Origin of the sequence: Roseixanthobacter finlandensis, assembly GCF_043195105.2 — a bacterium.
Lineage (GTDB): Bacteria > Pseudomonadota > Alphaproteobacteria > Rhizobiales > Xanthobacteraceae > NCEH01.
Genome location: NZ_CM195536.1, coordinates 4,797,466 through 4,814,348, shown reverse-complemented (window position 1 = coordinate 4,814,348; position 16,883 = coordinate 4,797,466). Strand labels below are relative to the sequence as shown.

The 16,883-nt window shown below is 66.6% G+C and carries 18 protein-coding genes; 12 read left to right on the top strand and 6 right to left on the bottom strand.

The genetic code is table 11. From position 1 onward, the window contains the following. Nucleotides 1-17: 17 nt before the first annotated feature. Nucleotides 18-1,937: a sigma 54-interacting transcriptional regulator gene (locus V5G24_RS22500; protein WP_394086204.1), complete on the bottom strand. Its 1,920-nt coding sequence runs from the start codon at nucleotides 1,935-1,937 to the stop codon at nucleotides 18-20. Nucleotides 1,938-2,117: 180 nt separating this feature from the next. Here V5G24_RS22500 and V5G24_RS22495 point away from each other — a divergent pair, with 180 nt between their 5' ends. From V5G24_RS22495 to V5G24_RS22470, 6 genes are all read left to right on the top strand, one after another. Beyond that, entirely contained in the window at nucleotides 2,118-3,473 is a 1,356-nt protein-coding gene (locus tag V5G24_RS22495) for a CmpA/NrtA family ABC transporter substrate-binding protein (RefSeq protein WP_394086203.1), read from the top strand. A 4-nt stretch (nucleotides 3,474-3,477) separates the two neighbouring features. Then, entirely contained in the window at nucleotides 3,478-4,332 is an 855-nt protein-coding gene (gene ntrB, locus V5G24_RS22490; protein WP_394086202.1) for a nitrate ABC transporter permease, read from the top strand. Nucleotides 4,333-4,337: 5 nt separating this feature from the next. After that, on the top strand, nucleotides 4,338-5,228 hold the full coding sequence (locus V5G24_RS22485; RefSeq protein ID WP_394086201.1) for an ABC transporter ATP-binding protein: 891 nt from the start codon (nucleotides 4,338-4,340) through the stop codon (nucleotides 5,226-5,228). 40 nt (nucleotides 5,229-5,268) lie between these two features. Beyond that, the gene (cynS, locus tag V5G24_RS22480; RefSeq protein ID WP_394046361.1) at nucleotides 5,269-5,751 is read left to right on the top strand and encodes a cyanase; all 483 of its coding nucleotides are present in this window, start codon (nucleotides 5,269-5,271) and stop codon (nucleotides 5,749-5,751) included. A gap of 121 nt (nucleotides 5,752-5,872) precedes the next feature. After that, entirely contained in the window at nucleotides 5,873-6,757 is an 885-nt protein-coding gene (locus tag V5G24_RS22475) for an alpha/beta fold hydrolase (protein WP_394086200.1), read from the top strand. A gap of 134 nt (nucleotides 6,758-6,891) precedes the next feature. Continuing rightward, on the top strand, nucleotides 6,892-7,152 hold the full coding sequence (locus tag V5G24_RS22470) for a hypothetical protein (RefSeq protein ID WP_509292271.1): 261 nt from the start codon (nucleotides 6,892-6,894) through the stop codon (nucleotides 7,150-7,152). 251 nt (nucleotides 7,153-7,403) lie between these two features. Here the strand turns inward: V5G24_RS22470 and V5G24_RS22465 are convergent, their stop codons facing one another. The 4 genes from V5G24_RS22465 to V5G24_RS22450 are packed head-to-tail and all read right to left on the bottom strand — an operon-like array spanning nucleotide 7,404 to nucleotide 10,598. Then, nucleotides 7,404-8,801, bottom strand: a complete 1,398-nt coding sequence (locus V5G24_RS22465) for an NAD(P)(+) transhydrogenase (Re/Si-specific) subunit beta (RefSeq protein ID WP_394086198.1) — start codon at nucleotides 8,799-8,801, stop codon at nucleotides 7,404-7,406. Nucleotides 8,802-8,811: 10 nt separating this feature from the next. Then, nucleotides 8,812-9,267, bottom strand: coding sequence for a proton-translocating transhydrogenase family protein (locus V5G24_RS22460; RefSeq protein ID WP_394086197.1), 456 nt, complete (start codon nucleotides 9,265-9,267; stop codon nucleotides 8,812-8,814). Continuing rightward, nucleotides 9,264-10,415: a Re/Si-specific NAD(P)(+) transhydrogenase subunit alpha gene (locus V5G24_RS22455; protein ID WP_394086196.1), complete on the bottom strand. Its 1,152-nt coding sequence runs from the start codon at nucleotides 10,413-10,415 to the stop codon at nucleotides 9,264-9,266. The genes V5G24_RS22460 and V5G24_RS22455 overlap by 4 nt, the downstream gene beginning before the upstream one ends. A 30-nt stretch (nucleotides 10,416-10,445) precedes the next feature. After that, nucleotides 10,446-10,598, bottom strand: coding sequence for an aa3-type cytochrome c oxidase subunit IV (locus V5G24_RS22450; RefSeq protein ID WP_394072291.1), 153 nt, complete (start codon nucleotides 10,596-10,598; stop codon nucleotides 10,446-10,448). Between the two features lie 448 nt (nucleotides 10,599-11,046). Between V5G24_RS22450 and V5G24_RS22445 the strand changes: the two genes are divergently transcribed. The 5 genes from V5G24_RS22445 to V5G24_RS22425 all read left to right on the top strand — a co-directional run bounded on the left by V5G24_RS22445 (nucleotide 11,047) and on the right by V5G24_RS22425 (nucleotide 14,624). Next, complete coding sequence (locus V5G24_RS22445) at nucleotides 11,047-12,150, top strand: PA0069 family radical SAM protein (RefSeq protein ID WP_394086212.1); 1,104 nt, start codon at nucleotides 11,047-11,049, stop codon at nucleotides 12,148-12,150. A gap of 9 nt (nucleotides 12,151-12,159) precedes the next feature. Continuing rightward, entirely contained in the window at nucleotides 12,160-12,669 is a 510-nt protein-coding gene (locus V5G24_RS22440; RefSeq protein ID WP_394086195.1) for a VOC family protein, read from the top strand. A 287-nt stretch (nucleotides 12,670-12,956) separates the two neighbouring features. Next, nucleotides 12,957-13,708, top strand: a protein-coding gene (locus tag V5G24_RS22435) for an IS5 family transposase (protein WP_509292270.1) whose coding sequence is annotated in 2 segments (ribosomal slippage) — nucleotides 12,957-13,287 and nucleotides 13,287-13,708 — 753 coding nt in all. Because the reading frame shifts where the segments join, the coding sequence is not laid out codon by codon here. A gap of 49 nt (nucleotides 13,709-13,757) precedes the next feature. Then, nucleotides 13,758-14,222, top strand: coding sequence for a GNAT family N-acetyltransferase (locus V5G24_RS22430; protein ID WP_509292269.1), 465 nt, complete (start codon nucleotides 13,758-13,760; stop codon nucleotides 14,220-14,222). A 123-nt stretch (nucleotides 14,223-14,345) separates the two neighbouring features. After that, nucleotides 14,346-14,624 carry a GNAT family N-acetyltransferase gene (locus tag V5G24_RS22425; RefSeq protein ID WP_394083105.1) on the top strand — a complete coding sequence of 93 codons (279 nt, stop codon included), beginning with the start codon at nucleotides 14,346-14,348 and terminating at the stop codon, nucleotides 14,622-14,624. Between the two features lie 24 nt (nucleotides 14,625-14,648). Here V5G24_RS22425 and V5G24_RS22420 read toward each other — a convergent pair whose 3' ends face one another. Then, entirely contained in the window at nucleotides 14,649-16,481 is a 1,833-nt protein-coding gene (locus V5G24_RS22420; protein WP_394083107.1) for an ABC transporter transmembrane domain-containing protein, read from the bottom strand. 67 nt (nucleotides 16,482-16,548) lie between these two features. Between V5G24_RS22420 and rpmE the strand changes: the two genes are divergently transcribed. Beyond that, a complete protein-coding gene (gene rpmE, locus V5G24_RS22415; RefSeq protein ID WP_348845517.1) occupies nucleotides 16,549-16,773 on the top strand; it encodes a 50S ribosomal protein L31 in 225 nt (74 codons plus the stop codon). Nucleotides 16,774-16,883 lie beyond the last annotated feature (110 nt).

Genomic DNA, 16,883 nt, shown 5'->3' with positions numbered 1-16,883 from the left:
GGACGCGCGCCCCATCCTCAGCGCCCGGTCCGCAGCGCCCCCGTCTTGGGCGGCGCGATGCCCAGCGTCTTCATGCGCGAGGCGAGGGTCGTGGGCTTGAGGCCGAGCCGCTCGGCCGCGCCGCCCGGACCGGAGACCTTGCCGCCCGCCGCCTCCAGGGCGGCGAGGATGCTGGCGCGATGGCGGGCGCGGCGCTCGCCCTCGGTCTCCAGCCCCTCCAGTGCGCCCGGCGCGGGAAGCGGTGCCGCGTCTTCGTGGGGTTCGGGCAGGTCGATGGTGAGGCGGCCGTTGCGGGCGAGGATGATGCCGCGCTCGATCACGTTCTGGAGTTCGCGCACATTGCCCGGCCAGTCGTAGGCGACGAGCTTGCGCATGTCGCCCTCGCTCAATTGCAGCGCGCCGGACATCGGCTTGCGCGAGGCGCCGCCGAGGAAATGAAGGGCGAGGGCGGGGATATCCTCCCGCCGCTCGCGCAAGGGCGCGGATTCGATGGGCATGACGTTCAGGCGATAGAACAGGTCCTCGCGGAACCGGCCGGCGCGCACTTCGGCCCGCAGGTCGCGATTGGTGGCGGCGATGATGCGCACGTCCACGGAGCGGGTGCGCTCCTCGCCGATGCGCTCGAACTGGCCTTCCTGGAGCACCCGCAGCAACTTGCTTTGCAGCTCGATGGGGATTTCGCCGACCTCGTCGAGGAACAGCGTGCCATGGTCGGCCAGTTCAAACCGGCCGATGCGATCGCGCAGGGCACCGGTGAAGGCGCCGCGCGCATGGCCGAAGAATTCGCTCTCGAACAATTCGCGCGGGATGGCCGCGCAATTCACCCGGATCAGGGGCCGCTCGCGCCGGTCGCTGGCCTCGTGGATGGCGCGGGCGATCAATTCCTTGCCCGTGCCGGATTCCCCGGTGATGAGCACGCTTGCTTCCGTGGGCGCCACCAATTCCACCTGCCGCAGCACTTTCTTGATGGCCTCGCTGCGGCCGATGACGCCGCGATGGCTACCTTCGGCGCGGATCTCCTCCTGGAGATAGGCGTTTTCCAGCTCCAGCCGCTCGCGCAGGCTGTCCACCTCGGCGAGGGCGGCGCGCAGCTTCTCGTCCGCCTCGCGGCGCTGGGTGACATTGCGGAACGCCACCACGGCGCCGATCAGCACGCCCCGGTCGCGGATCGGGGTGGAGGTATATTCCACCCATACCGGCGTGCCCGAGCGATGCCAGAACACCTCGTTCTCCACCCGGTGGACGGCGCCATCGCGAAAGGCGGCGTAGATCGGGCAGGTCTTGTGCGGATAGGGACTGCCGTCATGGTGGTGGTGATGCACCATGGTGTGCATGTCGCGGCCGATCAGCTCCTCCGCCGTCCAGCCGAGGATCTGCTCGGCGGCGGGATTGACGAAGGTGGTCTTGCCCTCCGAATTCACCCCATAAATGCCCTCGCCGACCGCATGGAGGATGAGGCGGTTCTCGCGCTCGATGTCGCGGAAGAAGCGGTCCACCCGCTGCCATTCGGCGATGCCCTCGCGCATGAAGGAATCCGCGTCCGCGTCGATGTCGCGGCGGTGGCGTGCCTCCAGATCGTGCAGGGTGATGAGCAGGGTGCGCCCGCGCGGGCTTGAGACCTGGATGCCGGCATATTCCAGCCGCAGGGGGCGCCCGTCGGCATGATGGGGGGTCAGCGAGCGCGTCCAATGGGCGCCGCGATCCATCACCGCCTGGGTGAACACCACCAGGGCCGAGGCCTGGCCGGGATGCAAATCGAAGATCTGCATGGCTTTCAGCGCTTCGCGGGCATGGCCGAGCAGGCGGCAGGCGGCGGGATTGGCGTCGAGAATGCGGGCGGTTTCGGTGTCGACCGCCAGTTCCGCCTCGATCCCCGCGTCGAAGGCGGGACCGAACGGGCCGAAGCGCGGCAGCTGGGGCAGGTCGAGGGCGTCCATTTACGATTTTTCGCGAGTTGAATTACGAAAAATCATAAATCGCGAAAAATCGTGAATCCAGCTGTTTTTTCAGGACATTGATAAACAACGTAAAATTCGCGCGGCCGGTTTTGGCATGTGCCTTGCTTAACGTCAGGGGGAGAGCTTTCCCTTTCCCGGTCTTCCAGCATGAGGCGGTCCATGACGAGCAAAGACACCTTCCGGCGCTTTTCCCGTTTGTTTTCCGGCTGCGCCTGCGGCCGGCATCGCTCCGCGGCGGAACATGAGGCGGCGGCCCGCGCCTCGGAGGAAGCGCGCTATGGCAGCCTGGTGGAAAAGACGGTTTTGCAGGCCCTGTTTCCGCAGGATGCCCATCGCCGCGCCTTCCTGAAGGCCATCGGCGGCACCACGGTCGCCGCAGCGCTTGCCCAATTCCTGCCCATGGGCATGGTCACGGAAGCCTTCGCGCAGGGCACCGGGCCGATTGAGAAGAAGGACCTCAAGGTCGGCTTCATCCCCATCACCTGCGCGACCCCGATCATCATGGCGCACCCGCTCGGCTTCTACACCAAGCAGGGCCTCAACGTGGACGTGGTGAAGACCGCCGGCTGGGCGGTGGTGCGCGACAAGACCATCAACAAGGAATACGACGCCTCCCACATGCTTTCGCCCATGCCCATCGCCATCTCGATGGGCCTCGGCTCCAATCCCATCCCCTTCTCCGTGCCGGCGATCGAGAACATCAACGGCCAGTGCATCACCTTGGCGATGAAGCACAAGGACAAGCGCGACCCGAAGGATTGGAAGGGCTTCAAGCTCGCGATCCCGTTCGATTATTCCATGCACAATTATTTGCTGCGCTATTATCTGGCGGAGCATGGTGTCGATCCCGACGCGGACGTGCAGCTGCGCTCGGTGCCGCCGCCGGAGATGGTCGCCAACCTGCGCGCGGAAAATATCGACGGCTTCCTGGCGCCGGACAATGTGTGCCAGCGCGCGGTCTATGACGGGGTGGGCTTCATCCATATCCTGTCGAAGGAGATCTGGGACGGTCATCCCTGCTGCTCGTTCACCGCCAGCAAGGAATTCGTCACCACCAATCCCAACACCTATGCCGCCTTGCTGCGCGCCATCATCGACGCCAGCGCCTATGCCCAGAAGCCGGAGAACCGCAAGCAGATCGCCGAGGCCATCGCCCCCGCGAACTATCTCAACGCGCCCCCGGTGGTGTTGGAACAGGTGCTCACCGGCACCTATGCGGACGGCCTCGGCAACATCAAGAAGGACCCGAACCGCGTCACCTTCGAGCCCTTCCCGTACGATTCCTTCGCCATCTGGATCCTCACCCAGATGAAGCGCTGGGGCCAGGTGAAGGGCGACGTGGATTATGCCGGCATCGCCAAGCAGGTGTTCCTCGCCACCGAGTGCGCCGCCGTGATGAAGGACATGGGCCTCACCCCGCCGGCGCCCACCAAGACCATCGTCGTCATGGGCAAGCCGTTCGATCCCGCCAAGCCCGACGCCTATGTCGAGAGCTTCGCCATCAAGCGGACGTGAGCGGATGTCGTCGACTTTGACTTTGCGCGCCGCCCTCGTTTCGGTGCTGCTCCTGGTCGCTCTCCTGCTGGTCTGGCAGGGGAGTACCGCCGGCTTCGGAGGGGCCGGGGCGGGTGCGGCGTCCGGCATGGACCCGGAATATGCCAAGCTGATGGGCCTCACCGCCACCACCGGCAAATCGGCGGTGCCGAGCCCGGTGGACGTGGGCAAGGGCCTCTGGAGCGTCCTCACCGACCCGTTCTACGACCGGGGGCCGAACGACAAGGGCGTCGGCATCCAGCTCGCCTATTCCCTCGGCCGGGTGCTGCTGGGCTATGGCATCGCGGTGCTGGTGGCCATTCCGCTCGGCTTCGTCATCGGCATGTCGCCGCTGATGAGCAAGGCGCTCGATCCTTTCATCCAGGTGCTGAAGCCCATATCGCCCTTGGCCTGGATGCCGCTGGCGCTCTACACCATCAAGGATTCCGACACCTCGGCGGTGTTCGTCATCTTCATCTGCTCGGTGTGGCCGATGCTGCTGAACACCGCTTTCGGTGTCGCCAGCGTGCGCAAGGAATGGTTGAACGTGGCGCGCACGCTGGAGGTGGGGCCGTTCAAGCGCGCCTTCACCGTGATCCTGCCCGCCGCCGCGCCGACCATCCTCACCGGCATGCGGATTTCCATCGGCATCGCCTGGCTCGTGATCGTCGCGGCCGAGATGCTCGTGGGCGGCACCGGCATCGGCTATTTCGTCTGGAACGAGTGGAACAACCTCTCCCTGACCAATGTGATCATCGCCATCCTGGTGATCGGGGTCATGGGGATGCTGCTCGACCAGATCCTGGCCTTCGTCGCCCGCCTCGTCACCTTTCCGGAGTGAGGCGCATGAGCCAGCCCCGCTATGTTTCCATCGAAGGCATCTCGCGCCGCTTCCAGGCGGCCGACGGACGCACCACCACCGTGTTCGAGGACCTGTGGTTCTCCATGAGCAAGGGCGAGTTCGCCTGCATCATCGGCCATTCCGGCTGCGGCAAGACCACGGTGCTGAACATCCTCTCCGGGCTCGACAAGCCGGACGACGGAGCGGTGGTGGTGGACGGAACGGCCATCGAGGGGCCGGCGCTCGATCGCGCGGTGATCTTCCAGAGCCACGCCCTGATGCCCTGGCTGACCGTGCTCGGCAATGTCGCCTATGCGGTTTCCTCCCGCCACAAGGGCTGGAGCCGGGCGCAGGTGCGCGCGCATGCGATGCGCTTCATCGAGGTGGTCGGGCTCAAGGGCTCGGAGAACAAGCGCCCGTCCGAACTCTCCGGCGGCATGAAGCAGCGCGTCGGCATCGCCCGCGCGCTCTCCATCGAGCCCAAGATGCTGTTGATGGACGAGCCCTTCTCCGCCCTCGACGCGCTCACCCGCGGCACGCTGCAGGACGAAGTGCGCCGGATCTGCCTGGAGACCGGGCAGACCGTGTTCATGATCACCCACGACGTGGACGAGGCGATCTATCTCGCCGACCGCATCGTCTTGATGACCAACGGCCCCAACGCCACCATCGCCGAGATTGTGCAGAACCCGCTGCCGCGCGAGCGGCGCCGCCTCGACATCCACAAGCAGGCGGATTTCTACGCGGTGCGCAATCATCTCATCGACTTCCTGGTGGAGCGCTCGAAGACCTTCAAGGACCAGCGCCCCGCCGGATACGACCACCGCCATCCCCCAGTGGTGCGCCCCACCGCCGCGCCCCAGCCCTCGCCCGACGGCGACAAGCGGGCCGCGTGATCCCAAACCTCGTGACGCTAAGACTCAAGGAGAAGAACCCATGAAGCGCGAACAACTCACCGAGAAGATCCTCGACATCAAGCGCGAGAAGGGCTGGACCTGGAAGTATATCACCGATGAAATCGGCGGCATGTCGCCGATGCTGGTGGTGGGCGCGCTGCTGGGCCAAATGAAGCTGGTGAAGCCGCTGGCCAAGGCGGCGGCGGAGCTGTTCGGCCTCTCCGAGGTCGAGGAGCGCATGCTGAATGAAGTGCCCTATCGCGGCACGCCCATGCCGCCCACCGACCCGCTGATCTATCGCTTCTATGAAATGGTGATGGTGAACGGCCCGGCGTTCAAGGCGCTGATCGAGGAGGAATTCGGCGACGGCATCATGTCGGCCATCGATTTCGACATCGACATGGAGCGCCTCGCCAATCCCAAGGGCGACCGCGTGAAGCTGACAATGACCGGCAAATTCCTGCCCTATAAATATTACGGCGCCGAGCAGGGCACGCCGGAATACGGCTTCAAGGAAGGCTGAGGACGCGCGGCGCCCGCGCGGTCAAAAGCGCGGGCGTTCGCGCACGGCGCGCATCTGCCGGCCCCGGCGGCGCGTTTCCTGCTATCGTTCCTCCTCCTGCACGCGGGGGGAGGGCGCCGACATGAATGCGGACCACGGGATATCCGGGACGCCGGGAGAAGACGGCGCGGGATTGGACATCGCGAGCCGCTTCGCCGAGCTTGGCGCGGTGCGCCTGCATTATCTGGAGGCGGGCGAAGGCGAACCGGTGCTTCTGCTGCACGGCTATGCGCAGACCAGCCATATGTGGCGGCCTCTGATCGCCGAACTCGCCAAGACGCATCGCGTGATCGCGCCCGATCTGCGCGGCTTCGGCGCCTCCTCGAAGCCCGAGGCGGGATATGACAAGACCACCCTGGCGCAGGACGTGCGCGCCCTCTCAACGGCGCTCGGCATCGACCGCGCGGGCGTGGTCGGCCACGATATCGGGCTGATGGTGGCCTATGCCTATGCCGCCCAATATCCCGAGGCGGTGACGCGCATCGCGCTGATGGACGCCTTCCTTCCCGGCGTCGGCGACTGGACGCATGTCTGGCTGATGCGTGATTTGTGGCATTTCCACTTCTACGGCAAGACGCCGCTGGCCCTCGTGGAGGGGCGCGAGCGTATCTATTTCGAGCATTTCTGGAATGATTTCGCGGCCGACCCCGCCCATTCGGTCTCGGAGGCCGACCGGCAATTCTATGCCGCGGCCTATGCCCAGCCCGGTGGCATGGCGGCGGGGTTCGAGGTGTTCCGCGCGTTCGAGCGCGACGCGGCGGATTTCGCGGCCTATGCCGAAACCAAGCTCTCCACGCCCATGCTGGTGCTCACCGGCGAGAAGGCTTCCGGCGAATTCCTGATCGCCCAGGGCCGCCTCGTGGCCGAGCATGTGGAGGGCGTGGTGGTGGAGGGCTCGGGCCATTGGCTGATGGACGAGGCGCCGGGGAAGGTCATTCCCCGCCTCGTGGCCTTCTTCGCCGCCTGAGCGCAGTTCCGTAGCGCAGTTCCGCCCGCCGTCGCTGACCCCGCGCGGTATCGCGGACGAGCCATTCATTCTATCCTTTTCTCCCGCACGCGGGGAAGGACGCCCATATGGATGGGGACCAGGAGATGCCCGCAATGCCGACGCCCGACCCGCAGCCGCAGCCGCAACGGTCCAACAGCTGGGCGGTGACCGGAGGCGTCAGCGTCATCCTGCTGACCGGCATGGCGGCCATCGCCAAGCTCCATGAGGACGGCGGGGACATCGGCTTCCTGGCGCTGATTCTGGGGGTGGCCGTGGCCGGCGCCTTCGCGCTCGCGCGCTTCATCTCCCGCCACGGCCACGAGATCGGCGAAGCCCGGTTCGACACCACGCCGAAGGAGCCCCCGGCCGCCTGAGGGCTTCCGGGGAAGCTTATTCCCGTGGGCTATCCGCCGGGGCAGCCCGTGAGCGGGCAATCGGGGGCAGGACAAATTCAAGCGGCAAGAAGAATTCAAGCCGCGAGAGGCAGGAAGCCGTCGCCGACCGCGTCACCGCACATGAAAAGGCCGCCGGGCTTGCGCCCCGGCGGCCTTTCTTTTCGTCCCGTCTCCTCCCTTCGCGCCGCAGCGGCGGAAGGGTGAGACGCGGCAAGAGATCAGAGGTTAGATCAGAGGTTCTTGACGATTTCCTCGGTCACCTTCTTGGCGTCGCCGAACAGCATCATGGTGTTGTCGCGGAAGAACAATTCATTCTCCACGCCGGCATAGCCGGAGCCCATGCCGCGCTTGATGAACAGCACCGTCTTGGCCTTTTCGACATCCAGGATCGGCATGCCGTAGATGGCGGAGGTCGGGTCGGTCTTCGCGGCCGGGTTGGTCACGTCGTTGGCGCCGATGACGAAGGCGACGTCCGCCTGGGCGAACTCGCTGTTGATGTCTTCCAGCTCGAAGACCTCGTCATAGGGCACCTGGGCTTCCGCCAGCAGCACGTTCATGTGCCCGGGCATGCGGCCCGCCACCGGATGGATGGCGTACTTCACCTCGACGCCCTCTTCCTTCAGCTTGTCGGCCATCTCGCGCAAGGCGTGCTGGGCCTGGGCCACCGCCATGCCGTAGCCCGGCACGATGATGACCTTCTGGGCGTTCTTCATGATGTAGGCGGCGTCGTCCGCCGAGCCCTTCTTCACCGGACGGGTTTCCACCGCGCCGCTGGCACCCGCCGCCACTTCGCCACCGAAGCCGCCGAGGATGACCGAGATGAAGGACCGGTTCATGCCCTTGCACATGATGTAGGACAGGATCGCGCCCGAGGAGCCCACCAAGGCGCCCGTGATGATGAGCGCGGTATTGCCCAGCGTGAAGCCGATGCCGGCCGCCGCCCAACCCGAATAAGAGTTGAGCATGGAGACGACCACCGGCATGTCGGCGCCGCCGATCGGCACGATCAGCAGGCCGCCCAGCACCAGCGACAGGATGGTGATGATCCAGAACAGCGGGATCGAGCCGGTCATCACGAAGGCGATGATCAGCACCAGCAGCAGCAGCGCGAGGCCGCCATTGATGAAGTGCCGGCCCGGCAGCATGATCGGCTTGCCGGACATATTGCCGTTGAGCTTGGCGAAGGCGATGATCGAGCCGGTGAAGGTGATCGCGCCGATGGCGACGCCCAGCGTCATTTCGATCAGGCTGGCGCCATGGATGTTGCCAGGCTCGCCGATGCCGAACGCCGCCGGGGCATAGAGCGCCGCCGCCGCCACCAGCACCGCCGCAAGGCCCACCAGCGAGTGGAAGGCCGCAACCAACTGCGGCATGGCGGTCATGGCGATGCGGCGGGCGACAACCGCGCCGATGCCGCCGCCGATGCCGATGCCGGCGATCACCAGCACCCAGCCGAGAATGTCGGAGGGGGGCGAGAGCGCGAGCGTGGTGAGCACGGCGATGGCCATGCCGACCATGCCGAACATATTGCCCTGACGCGACGTGGTGGGGTGCGAGAGCCCCCGCAGCGCCAGCACGAAGAGAATGCCCGCAACCAGGTAAAGAAGCGCGGCCAGATTGGCGTTCATGGGTCCGCCCTCACTTCTTCTTTTGGTACATGGCGAGCATGCGGCTGGTCACGAGGAACCCGCCGAAAATGTTCACCGATGCAAAGATGAGAGCGATGAAGCCGAAGCCGCGCGCCCACAGAGAATGGCCGGCATCGCCGACCGTGTTGACACCGACTGCCAGCAGCGCGCCCACCACGATCACCGAGGAGATCGCATTGGTGACCGACATGAGCGGGGTGTGGAGCGCCGGCGTCACCGACCAGACGACGTAATAGCCGACGAACACGGCCAGCACGAAGATGGACAGGCGGAACACGAACGGGTCGATGGCGCCGCCGGTGGCGGCATGGGCGACCGCGCCGAGGGCGGTGGCCGCCTGATCGGCATAGATCTGGGCGGCTTCGGCGGCCTGGCGGGCCACCTCGGCGGCGGCGCGCGCCTGGGCGGCGGCGTCAGCGGCGGTCTGGGCAGTGATGGGGTTCATTGGGCGGCTCCCTCAACCTTGGGGGCGAAGTTCGGGTGAACCACGGCGCCGTCGCGGGTGAGGAGCGTCGCCTTCACGAGCTCGTCGTCCCACTTCACGGCGAGGGCCTTGGCCTGTTTGTCCACCAGGGTCTCGACGAAGGCGTAGAGGTTCTTCGCGTACAGCAGCGAGGCGGAGGCGGCGATGCGGCCGGCGACATTGAGATAGCCGACGATCTTCACGCCATTGGCGTCCACCACCTGGCCGGGCTCGGCGCCTTCCACATTGCCGCCGCGCTCGACCGCGAGGTCGATCAGCACGGAACCCGGCTTCATGGACGCCACCATGGCCGCCGAAATCAGCTTCGGCGCCGGGCGGCCGGGGATCAGGGCGGTCGTGATGACGATGTCCTGCTTCTTGATGTGCTCGGCGACCAGGGCCGCCTGCTTGGCCTGATACTCGGCCGACATGGGCTTGGCGTAGCCGGCGGCGGTCTCGGCCTGCTTGAACTCGTCGTCTTCCACGGCGACGAATTTCGCGCCGAGGGATTCGACCTGTTCCTTGGAGGCGGGGCGCACGTCGGTCGCGGTCACCACGGCGCCGAGGCGGCGGGCGGTGGCGATGGCCTGCAGGCCGGCGACACCGGCGCCCATGACGAACACGCGGGCGGCAGGAACCGTGCCGGCGGCGGTCATCATCATCGGCAGCGCGCGGCCGAACTGCTCGGCGGCGTCGATGACGGCGCGATAGCCGGCGAGATTGGCCTGGGAGGACAGCACGTCCATCACCTGCGCGCGGGTGATGCGGGGCATCAGCTCCATGGCGAAGGCGGCGACGCCGGCGTCGGCCATGGCCTTCAGCGCGGCCTCGTTGCCGTAGGGGTCCATGATGGCGAACACCAGGGCGCCGCGCTTATAGGACGAAAGTTCGGCTTCCGTCGGACGGCGCACCTTGAGTACCACATCGGCATCGGTCACCGCGTCGACGGCGGTCTGCGCAATGGTGGCACCGGCGGCTTCATAATCCGCGTCGAGGATGCCGGATTTCACGCCGGCGCCGCTTTCGACCACGACATTGGCGCCAAGCGCGGTCAGGCGCTTCACCGTATCGGGGCTCGCAGCGACCCGCGGCTCGCCGAGATCAATCTCGACGGGGACAGCGATTTTCATTGAAACGTCTCCGAAGTCCGAGTGCGTGACTCAGAGCAGGAAAATCCACATGAGGACGAGAATGACGGCGACCGTGATCGCGCCGTATTTCGTGAGCTGCGTAAAGAGCGCAAACGTCCGGGCATGCTCGGCGTAATCGTTGCCCTCGGCTGTCACATATTCAATCGAGCCGTGCTCGGCCATTGGCGTTCCCCCTCAGCTGACGGTGGCCTTGGCCCTTTAGCGGAGAAGGGCTTCTGTGGCAACTCGCGCTGGTGGACAATATACCAGATACGCCAAGGTTCAAGGCCAAAAACGCAGCGTCATCGCGCGCATTTGTTCTTGTTTTGTTCATAGGCTGATGTAGCATGAAACCATGGATTCTCAGCGCGATTCTGCCCTTCCGGTAGCTTCAGCCGGCGCCCCGGCCGCCGGGTCCGCGTCGCGGCCGGCGCGGGCCCAGGCGAAGCGTTCCGTCGCTTCCGCGACAAAAAAAAGCAACAAAAGCGACCAGATTGTTGGCCGCTTGACCACCGATCGCGGCCAGCGCGCCGCCGCCAAAGCCCAGGCCCTGGCCGCGGCGCTTGCCGAAGCGGAAGGTGCGGCGGTCCCCGATACCTCTGCCGCTACGGCATCGGCCGCGCCGGACCACATGCTGACGGCGGTGGACGTGGACCCGCTGGCGCAGGTGGGCGAAGCCCGCCGCCGGGGGCGCGGCGCGGTCTCCAACGCCGCCGGGCGCTTCGAGCCGGCCGCGCGCATCCTGTTCGATGACGGCTGGGCGAGCCTGGAGGACCTGCCGGCGTTCCGCACCGAGGTGGTGGAGGAGCGCGCGCGCACCGTCATCACCCGCAACACCTCCCCCGATATCGCCTTCGACCGCTCCATCAATGCCTATCGTGGCTGCGAGCACGGCTGCATCTATTGTTTCGCCCGTCCCACCCACGCCTATCACGGGCTGTCGGCGGGGCTGGATTTCGAGAGCAAGCTGTTCGTCAAGCCGGACGCGCCGGAGCTTCTCGCGCGCGAGCTGATGCACCGCACCTATACGCCGCGCACCATCGCCATGGGCACCAATACCGACCCCTACCAGCCGATCGAGCGGCAATATGAGGTCACGCGCAAGCTGCTGGAGGTGCTGCGGGATTTCGGCCATCCCGTGGGCATTGTCACCAAATCCGGCCTGGTTGCGCGGGACATCGACATTCTCGCCCCGATGGCCGCGCGCGGCCTGGTGAAGGTGGCGATCTCGATCACCACCCTCGATCCCAAGCTCGCTCGCCTGATGGAGCCGCGCGCGGCGAGCCCGGCACGGCGGCTGGAGACCATCCGGCGGCTCAGCGAGGCCGGCATTCCCACCGCCGTGCTCGCCGCCCCGCTGATCCCCGCGCTCAACGACATGGAGATCGAGCGCATTCTCGACAGCGCCAAGGCGGCCGGCGCCATCGAGGCCGGCTATGTCACGCTGCGCCTGCCGCTGGAGATCGCCGACATGTTCCGCGAATGGCTGGCCGCCCATTTCCCGGAAAAAGCGCGCCACATCATGTCGCTGGTGCGCGAGATGCACGGCGGCAAGGATTATGACTCCGGTTTCGGCAAGCGCGGCCGGGGGGAGGGGCCCTATGCCTGGACCATCGGCCGGCGGTTCGAGATCGCCGCGCGCCGGCTCGGCCTCGTGGGGCGCGGGCTGAAGCTGACCACCGAGCATTTCAAGCGCGCCACCCAGGTGGGCGAGCAATTGTCCCTCTTCGCATAAGGCTGTCCCATGAGCGTCCCTGCCATGACCGTCCCCACGCCGCCGGCATCGCAGGAGGCGGCCCCCTCCGCCGACCGTCCCGGCGCCGCGCCACAGCTTCGCCTGCATCTGGTGACGCTGGGGGTGGCCGATCTTCCCCGCGCCATCGACTTTTATGAAACCCTCGGCCTTGCGCGGCGGGACCGGACCACGCAGGGCGTCGCCTTCTTCGATGCCGGCGGGGCCGTGTTGTCCCTGTTCCCGCGCCCGGCGCTCGCCGCCGACGCGATGCTTGCGGACACTGGCGCGGGCGGATTTTCCGGCATCGCGCTCGCCTTCAACGTCGCCAGCCCGGGCGAGGTGGATGCGACCCTCGCGGCCGCGCAGGCGGCCGGCGGGACGGTCGTGAAGGCGGGGCAGAGCGTGTTCTGGGGCGGCTATGGCGGCTATTTCACCGATCCCGACGGGCATCTATGGGAAGTGGCGCACAATCCCTTCTTCCCGTTCGACGAAGCCGGCCACCTGGTGCTGCCGGACTGAGCGCGACAGAAATTCCCCTGCGCGCAGACAATGCGCGCCCGGGGAGGGGCCGGCCGCCTCCGCCGGACAGGTCTCGTCCGCCTGGACCTCACCCCTCCCCGCCTTTTCCTCCGCCCGGCGGTGCGTGTGCCACCGCCGGAACGCGCTAGGCTTTTGTTTTGACGCGTTTTCTTAACGCAAGACCGGAATCCACTTTTGCTGAAAACGCTTTAGGGTTAAAACCCAATCAAGCTCTTGAGCTGGAATGCCTGTCGTGATTCAAACTTCCAATCGAAGGAGCTTGGGTCATGGCAGGCGAATTCTGGCTAAGTGATCTGCAGTGGGCCGCGATTGAACCGCACCTTCCGCGTAATAGGCCTGGTGCCCGCCGTGTTGATGACCGTCGGGTGCTAAGCGGTATCATTCACGTCCTTAAGTCGGGATGCCGCTGGCAAGATTGTCCCGCGTTCTACGGTCCACCGACGACCATCTACAATCGGTTTCATCGCTGGTCCGGCCGTGGATTATGGCAGCGCCTCTTTCAGGCGCTCATCGTCGTGACCCCGGATGACGTGCAGATGATCGACAGCACGACTGCCAAAGCTCACCGCTCTGCAGGTGGGGGAAAAGGGGGGAGGCGGCGCAAGCGGTTGGTCGCTCGCGCGGCGGACGCACCACCAAAATCCATGCCGTCGTCGACGGCTGCGGACGCCCCATCGCCTTCGAAATAACGGCCGGCCAACTGGGTGATGTGAGGGCGGCAGCCGTTCTGCTGGCACCGCTGCCGCCGGGACGTATGTGTGCCGCCGATACCGCTTACGACAGCAATGGGCTTCGCCAGTTTCTGGTAAATCGCGGCACCATGCCGGTGATTCCGAACAATCCAACCCGGAAACACCGGCACCCCTTCGACCCGGTCGCCTACAAGCAGCGCAACCTCATCGAGCGCATGTTCTGTCGCCTCAAGGATTTTCGACGCATCGCCACCCGCTACGACAAGCTCGCCGTGAACTTCGCTGCCGCCGTCACGCTTGCCGCTATCGTCATCTGGTGGACCTGATTGAGTCTGGAGCCTAGACTGGCCGCTCGCTCCTCAGCCAAGGCACAACATGGCTTCCCCCTTTACCATCGTGCCGTTCGTCCCCGCCCATCTGCCCGCGCTCGCGGACCTCTGGGTCGCAACCTGGGCGCGGACCATGCCGGACATTGATTTCGAGGCCCGCCGCCCCTGGTTCCTGGAGCATGTGGCGGGGCTGCGCGCGGCCGGAAGCGAACTCCATGTGGCGCTCGCGGGCGATGAGGGTGCTCCCGCCGGCTTCGTGGCAATTGATCCGGCCACCGGCTATCTCGACCAATTGGCGGTCGCGCCCGCCTTCTGGGGAAAGGGGGCGGCGGAGGCGCTGATGGATGCCGCCCGCCGGCGCGCGCCCGCCGGCATCGCGCTCGGAGTGAACCAGGACAATCCGCGCGCCGTCGCCTTCTACCAGAAGCTCGGATTTGCGATCGCCTCCGCTGGGGAAAATCCCATGTCCGGCCGGGCGATCTGGCACATGGAATGGCGCCCGCCGGCCTGAGGTCACCGCGCGTTCGGGCGAACGCGGCAGTGCACAACGGGAAAGTGATGACGCACCGGCGCTGCGATCCGCCCGCCTTCGGCCTTATGCTTTCAGCGACGCAGCACGCAGATCGGATCGCGCATGGAAACAGATGTCATCGACAATCCCGCCCAGCACCGCTTCGAGCTGAAGATCGGCCCGGACCTGGCGCTGGCAACCTACCGGCGCGAGGGCGACCGGGTGATCCTTACCCATACCGAAGTGCCGCCGGCCCTGAACGGCCAGGGCATCGGCTCGCGCCTTGCCGCCGGGGTGTTCGCGCATATCCGGGAAGATGGGCACAAGGCGGTGCTGCGCTGTTCCTTCCTGGTGGCGTGGGCGGCGCGCCATCCTGAGGTGGCCGACCTCGTGGTCGATTGACGCCCTGCCGGAACGCGCGCCGCCTCAGGCACCCGCGTTGAACTGAAGCGCGGCGAGGCGGGCATAAAGGCCGCCCTTGCCCACCAGCTCGCCATGGGTGCCTTCGTCCACGATCCGCCCGTCCTCCATCACCAGGATGCGGTCGGCGGAAAGCACGGTCGCGAGGCGATGGGCGATGACGAGCGTGGTGCGCCCCTCCATGGAGCGCTCCAGCGCGGTCTGGACCAGGGTCTCGCTCTCGGCATCCAGCGCGCTGGTGGCCTCGTCCAGCAGCAGGATGGGCGCGGCGCGCAGGATCGCGCGGGCGATCACGATGCGCTGGCGCTGGCCGCCGGAAAGCGTCACCCCGCGCTCGCCCACCATCGTGTCCCAGCTGCCGGGCATGCGGGTGACGAATTCATCCACCAGCGCCGCGTGGCCCGCGGCTTCCACCTCGGCATCGCTCGCCTGCGGCCGCGCAAGGCGGATGTTCTCGCGCACCGTGTCGGCGAAGATCGCCACATCCTGCGGCACCAAGGCGAGATTGAGCCGGACCGCCACCGGGTCGCAGCGCGTCACGTCGATTTCATCCAGCAGGATGGCGCCGGACTGCGGATCATAGAAGCGCTCCAGCAGCTGGAACACCGTGCTCTTGCCCGCGCCGGAGGGGCCCACCAGCGCCACCCGCTCGCCGGGGCGGATGGTGAAGGAGACATCGCGCAGCGCGGGCGCATGGGGGCGGGTGGGATAGGTGAAGCCCACATGGTCGAACCGGATCGCGCCGGAGACCCGGCCGAGCGCCACCGGCGCGGCCGGGGCCTTCACCTTCGGCTCTTCCTTGAGCAATTCGCCGATGCGCTCGGCGGCGCCCGATGCGGCCGAAACCTCGCCCCACACCTGCGACAATTCCCCGAGCCCGCTCGCCGCCAGCACCGCGAACAGCAGGAACTGGCTGAGCTGACCCGACGACATGGAGCCGTTGAGCACCGATTGGGCGCCCACCCAGAGCACGCCGACGACGCTGGAAAACACCAGGAAGATGATGACCCCGGTGAGCCAGGAGCGCGCCAAGGTGGCGCCCCGCGCGGCCGCGAAGGATTTTTCCACCGCCCGGTCGAACTGGGCGCGGGCCGCGCCCTCGGCGGTGGAGGCCTGGACCGCGCGCATGGCGCCGATGACTTCCGAGGCATAAGCGGAGGCTTCCGCAAGCGTGTCCTGCGCCGCCCGCGAGCGCGCCCGCACCTTGCGGCCGGAGGCGACGAGGGGCAGTACGATCAAGGGAATGACGATCAGCACCAGGCCCGACAGGCGCGGGCTGGTGACCACCATCATGATCACGGCGCCGATGCACATGACGAGATTACGCAGCGCCACCGAGGCGGAAGAGCCCACCGCCGACTTGATCTGCGTGGTGTCTCCCACCAGCCGCGAGGTCAGCTCGCCGGCCCGCGCGGTATCGAAGAAGGCGCCATCCAGCGTGGTGAGGCGGGCGAACACGGCGGCCCGCAGATCCGCCACCACCCGCTCGCCGAGCGTGGTCACGAGGTAATAGCGCGAGGCGGAGGCGAGGGCGAGCACGGCGACGACGACGATCAGCACCGCGAAATAGCGGTCGATCAGCCCGGCATGGTCGGCGGCGAAGCCGTAATCGATCATCCGCCGCACCGCGATCGGCATGGCGAGTGTGGCGAGCGCCGCCACCGTCAATGCGATCAGCGCGCCGCAGACCCGCGCCCGATAGCGCAGGATATAAGGGCCGAGCGCCAGCAGCGGACCGATGCTGCGGCGGCTTTTAGCCGATTTGGAGGGATCGACGGCGGGTTCCAGTGCGGTGTCGGCTTGTGTCAACGGATGCTCTCGGTTATAGACCCGCCTCATTCCCTCAGGAAACGAATTCATACCGCTGCGGGCTTGAATGCTCGGCGCGGCGAGAAGGACGCAACCCATGAAGAGCGACGTTCACCCCGACTACCATTTCATCAAGGTGGTGATGACTGACGGCACCGAGTACACGACGCGATCGACCTTCGGCAAGGAGGGCGACAGCCTTCAGCTCGATATCGATCCGCGCACGCACCCGGCGTGGACCGGCGGCACCCAGCAGCTGCTCGACCGCGGCGGCCGTGTTTCCCGCTTCAAGAACAAGTTCGGCGGCCTGCTCAAGGGCTGATCGCGCAAGGTGCGGCGCCGCGCCCTGCGGGGCTCGGTCGCACCGTCTTGCCGTTCACAGATCCGCGTGCGGCCTGTTTCGCCGCGCTCTCGCGCCGGCTCATCCGAGCC

Bases quoted from the DNA above. Each gene is read 5' to 3' on its own strand.
- V5G24_RS22440 (WP_394086195.1), top strand. From the start codon at position 12,160: ATGAGCGTCCCTGCCATGACCGTCCCCACGCCGCCGGCATCGCAGGAG.
- V5G24_RS22445 (WP_394086212.1), top strand. From the start codon at position 11,047: ATGCTGACGGCGGTGGACGTGGACCCGCTGGCGCAGGTGGGCGAAGCC.
- cynS (WP_394046361.1), top strand. From the start codon at position 5,269: ATGAAGCGCGAACAACTCACCGAGAAGATCCTCGACATCAAGCGCGAG.
- rpmE (WP_348845517.1), top strand. From the start codon at position 16,549: ATGAAGAGCGACGTTCACCCCGACTACCATTTCATCAAGGTGGTGATG.
- V5G24_RS22430 (WP_509292269.1), top strand. From the start codon at position 13,758: ATGGCTTCCCCCTTTACCATCGTGCCGTTCGTCCCCGCCCATCTGCCC.
- V5G24_RS22450 (WP_394072291.1), bottom strand. From the start codon at position 10,598: ATGGCCGAGCACGGCTCGATTGAATATGTGACAGCCGAGGGCAACGAT.
- V5G24_RS22425 (WP_394083105.1), top strand. From the start codon at position 14,346: ATGGAAACAGATGTCATCGACAATCCCGCCCAGCACCGCTTCGAGCTG.
- V5G24_RS22465 (WP_394086198.1), bottom strand. From the start codon at position 8,801: ATGAACGCCAATCTGGCCGCGCTTCTTTACCTGGTTGCGGGCATTCTC.
- V5G24_RS22475 (WP_394086200.1), top strand. From the start codon at position 5,873: ATGAATGCGGACCACGGGATATCCGGGACGCCGGGAGAAGACGGCGCG.
- V5G24_RS22485 (WP_394086201.1), top strand. From the start codon at position 4,338: ATGAGCCAGCCCCGCTATGTTTCCATCGAAGGCATCTCGCGCCGCTTC.
- ntrB (WP_394086202.1), top strand. From the start codon at position 3,478: ATGTCGTCGACTTTGACTTTGCGCGCCGCCCTCGTTTCGGTGCTGCTC.
- V5G24_RS22500 (WP_394086204.1), bottom strand. From the start codon at position 1,937: ATGGACGCCCTCGACCTGCCCCAGCTGCCGCGCTTCGGCCCGTTCGGT.
- V5G24_RS22455 (WP_394086196.1), bottom strand. From the start codon at position 10,415: ATGAAAATCGCTGTCCCCGTCGAGATTGATCTCGGCGAGCCGCGGGTC.
- V5G24_RS22470 (WP_509292271.1), top strand. From the start codon at position 6,892: ATGCCGACGCCCGACCCGCAGCCGCAGCCGCAACGGTCCAACAGCTGG.
- V5G24_RS22495 (WP_394086203.1), top strand. From the start codon at position 2,118: ATGACGAGCAAAGACACCTTCCGGCGCTTTTCCCGTTTGTTTTCCGGC.
- V5G24_RS22460 (WP_394086197.1), bottom strand. From the start codon at position 9,267: ATGAACCCCATCACTGCCCAGACCGCCGCTGACGCCGCCGCCCAGGCG.
- V5G24_RS22420 (WP_394083107.1), bottom strand. From the start codon at position 16,481: ATGAGGCGGGTCTATAACCGAGAGCATCCGTTGACACAAGCCGACACC.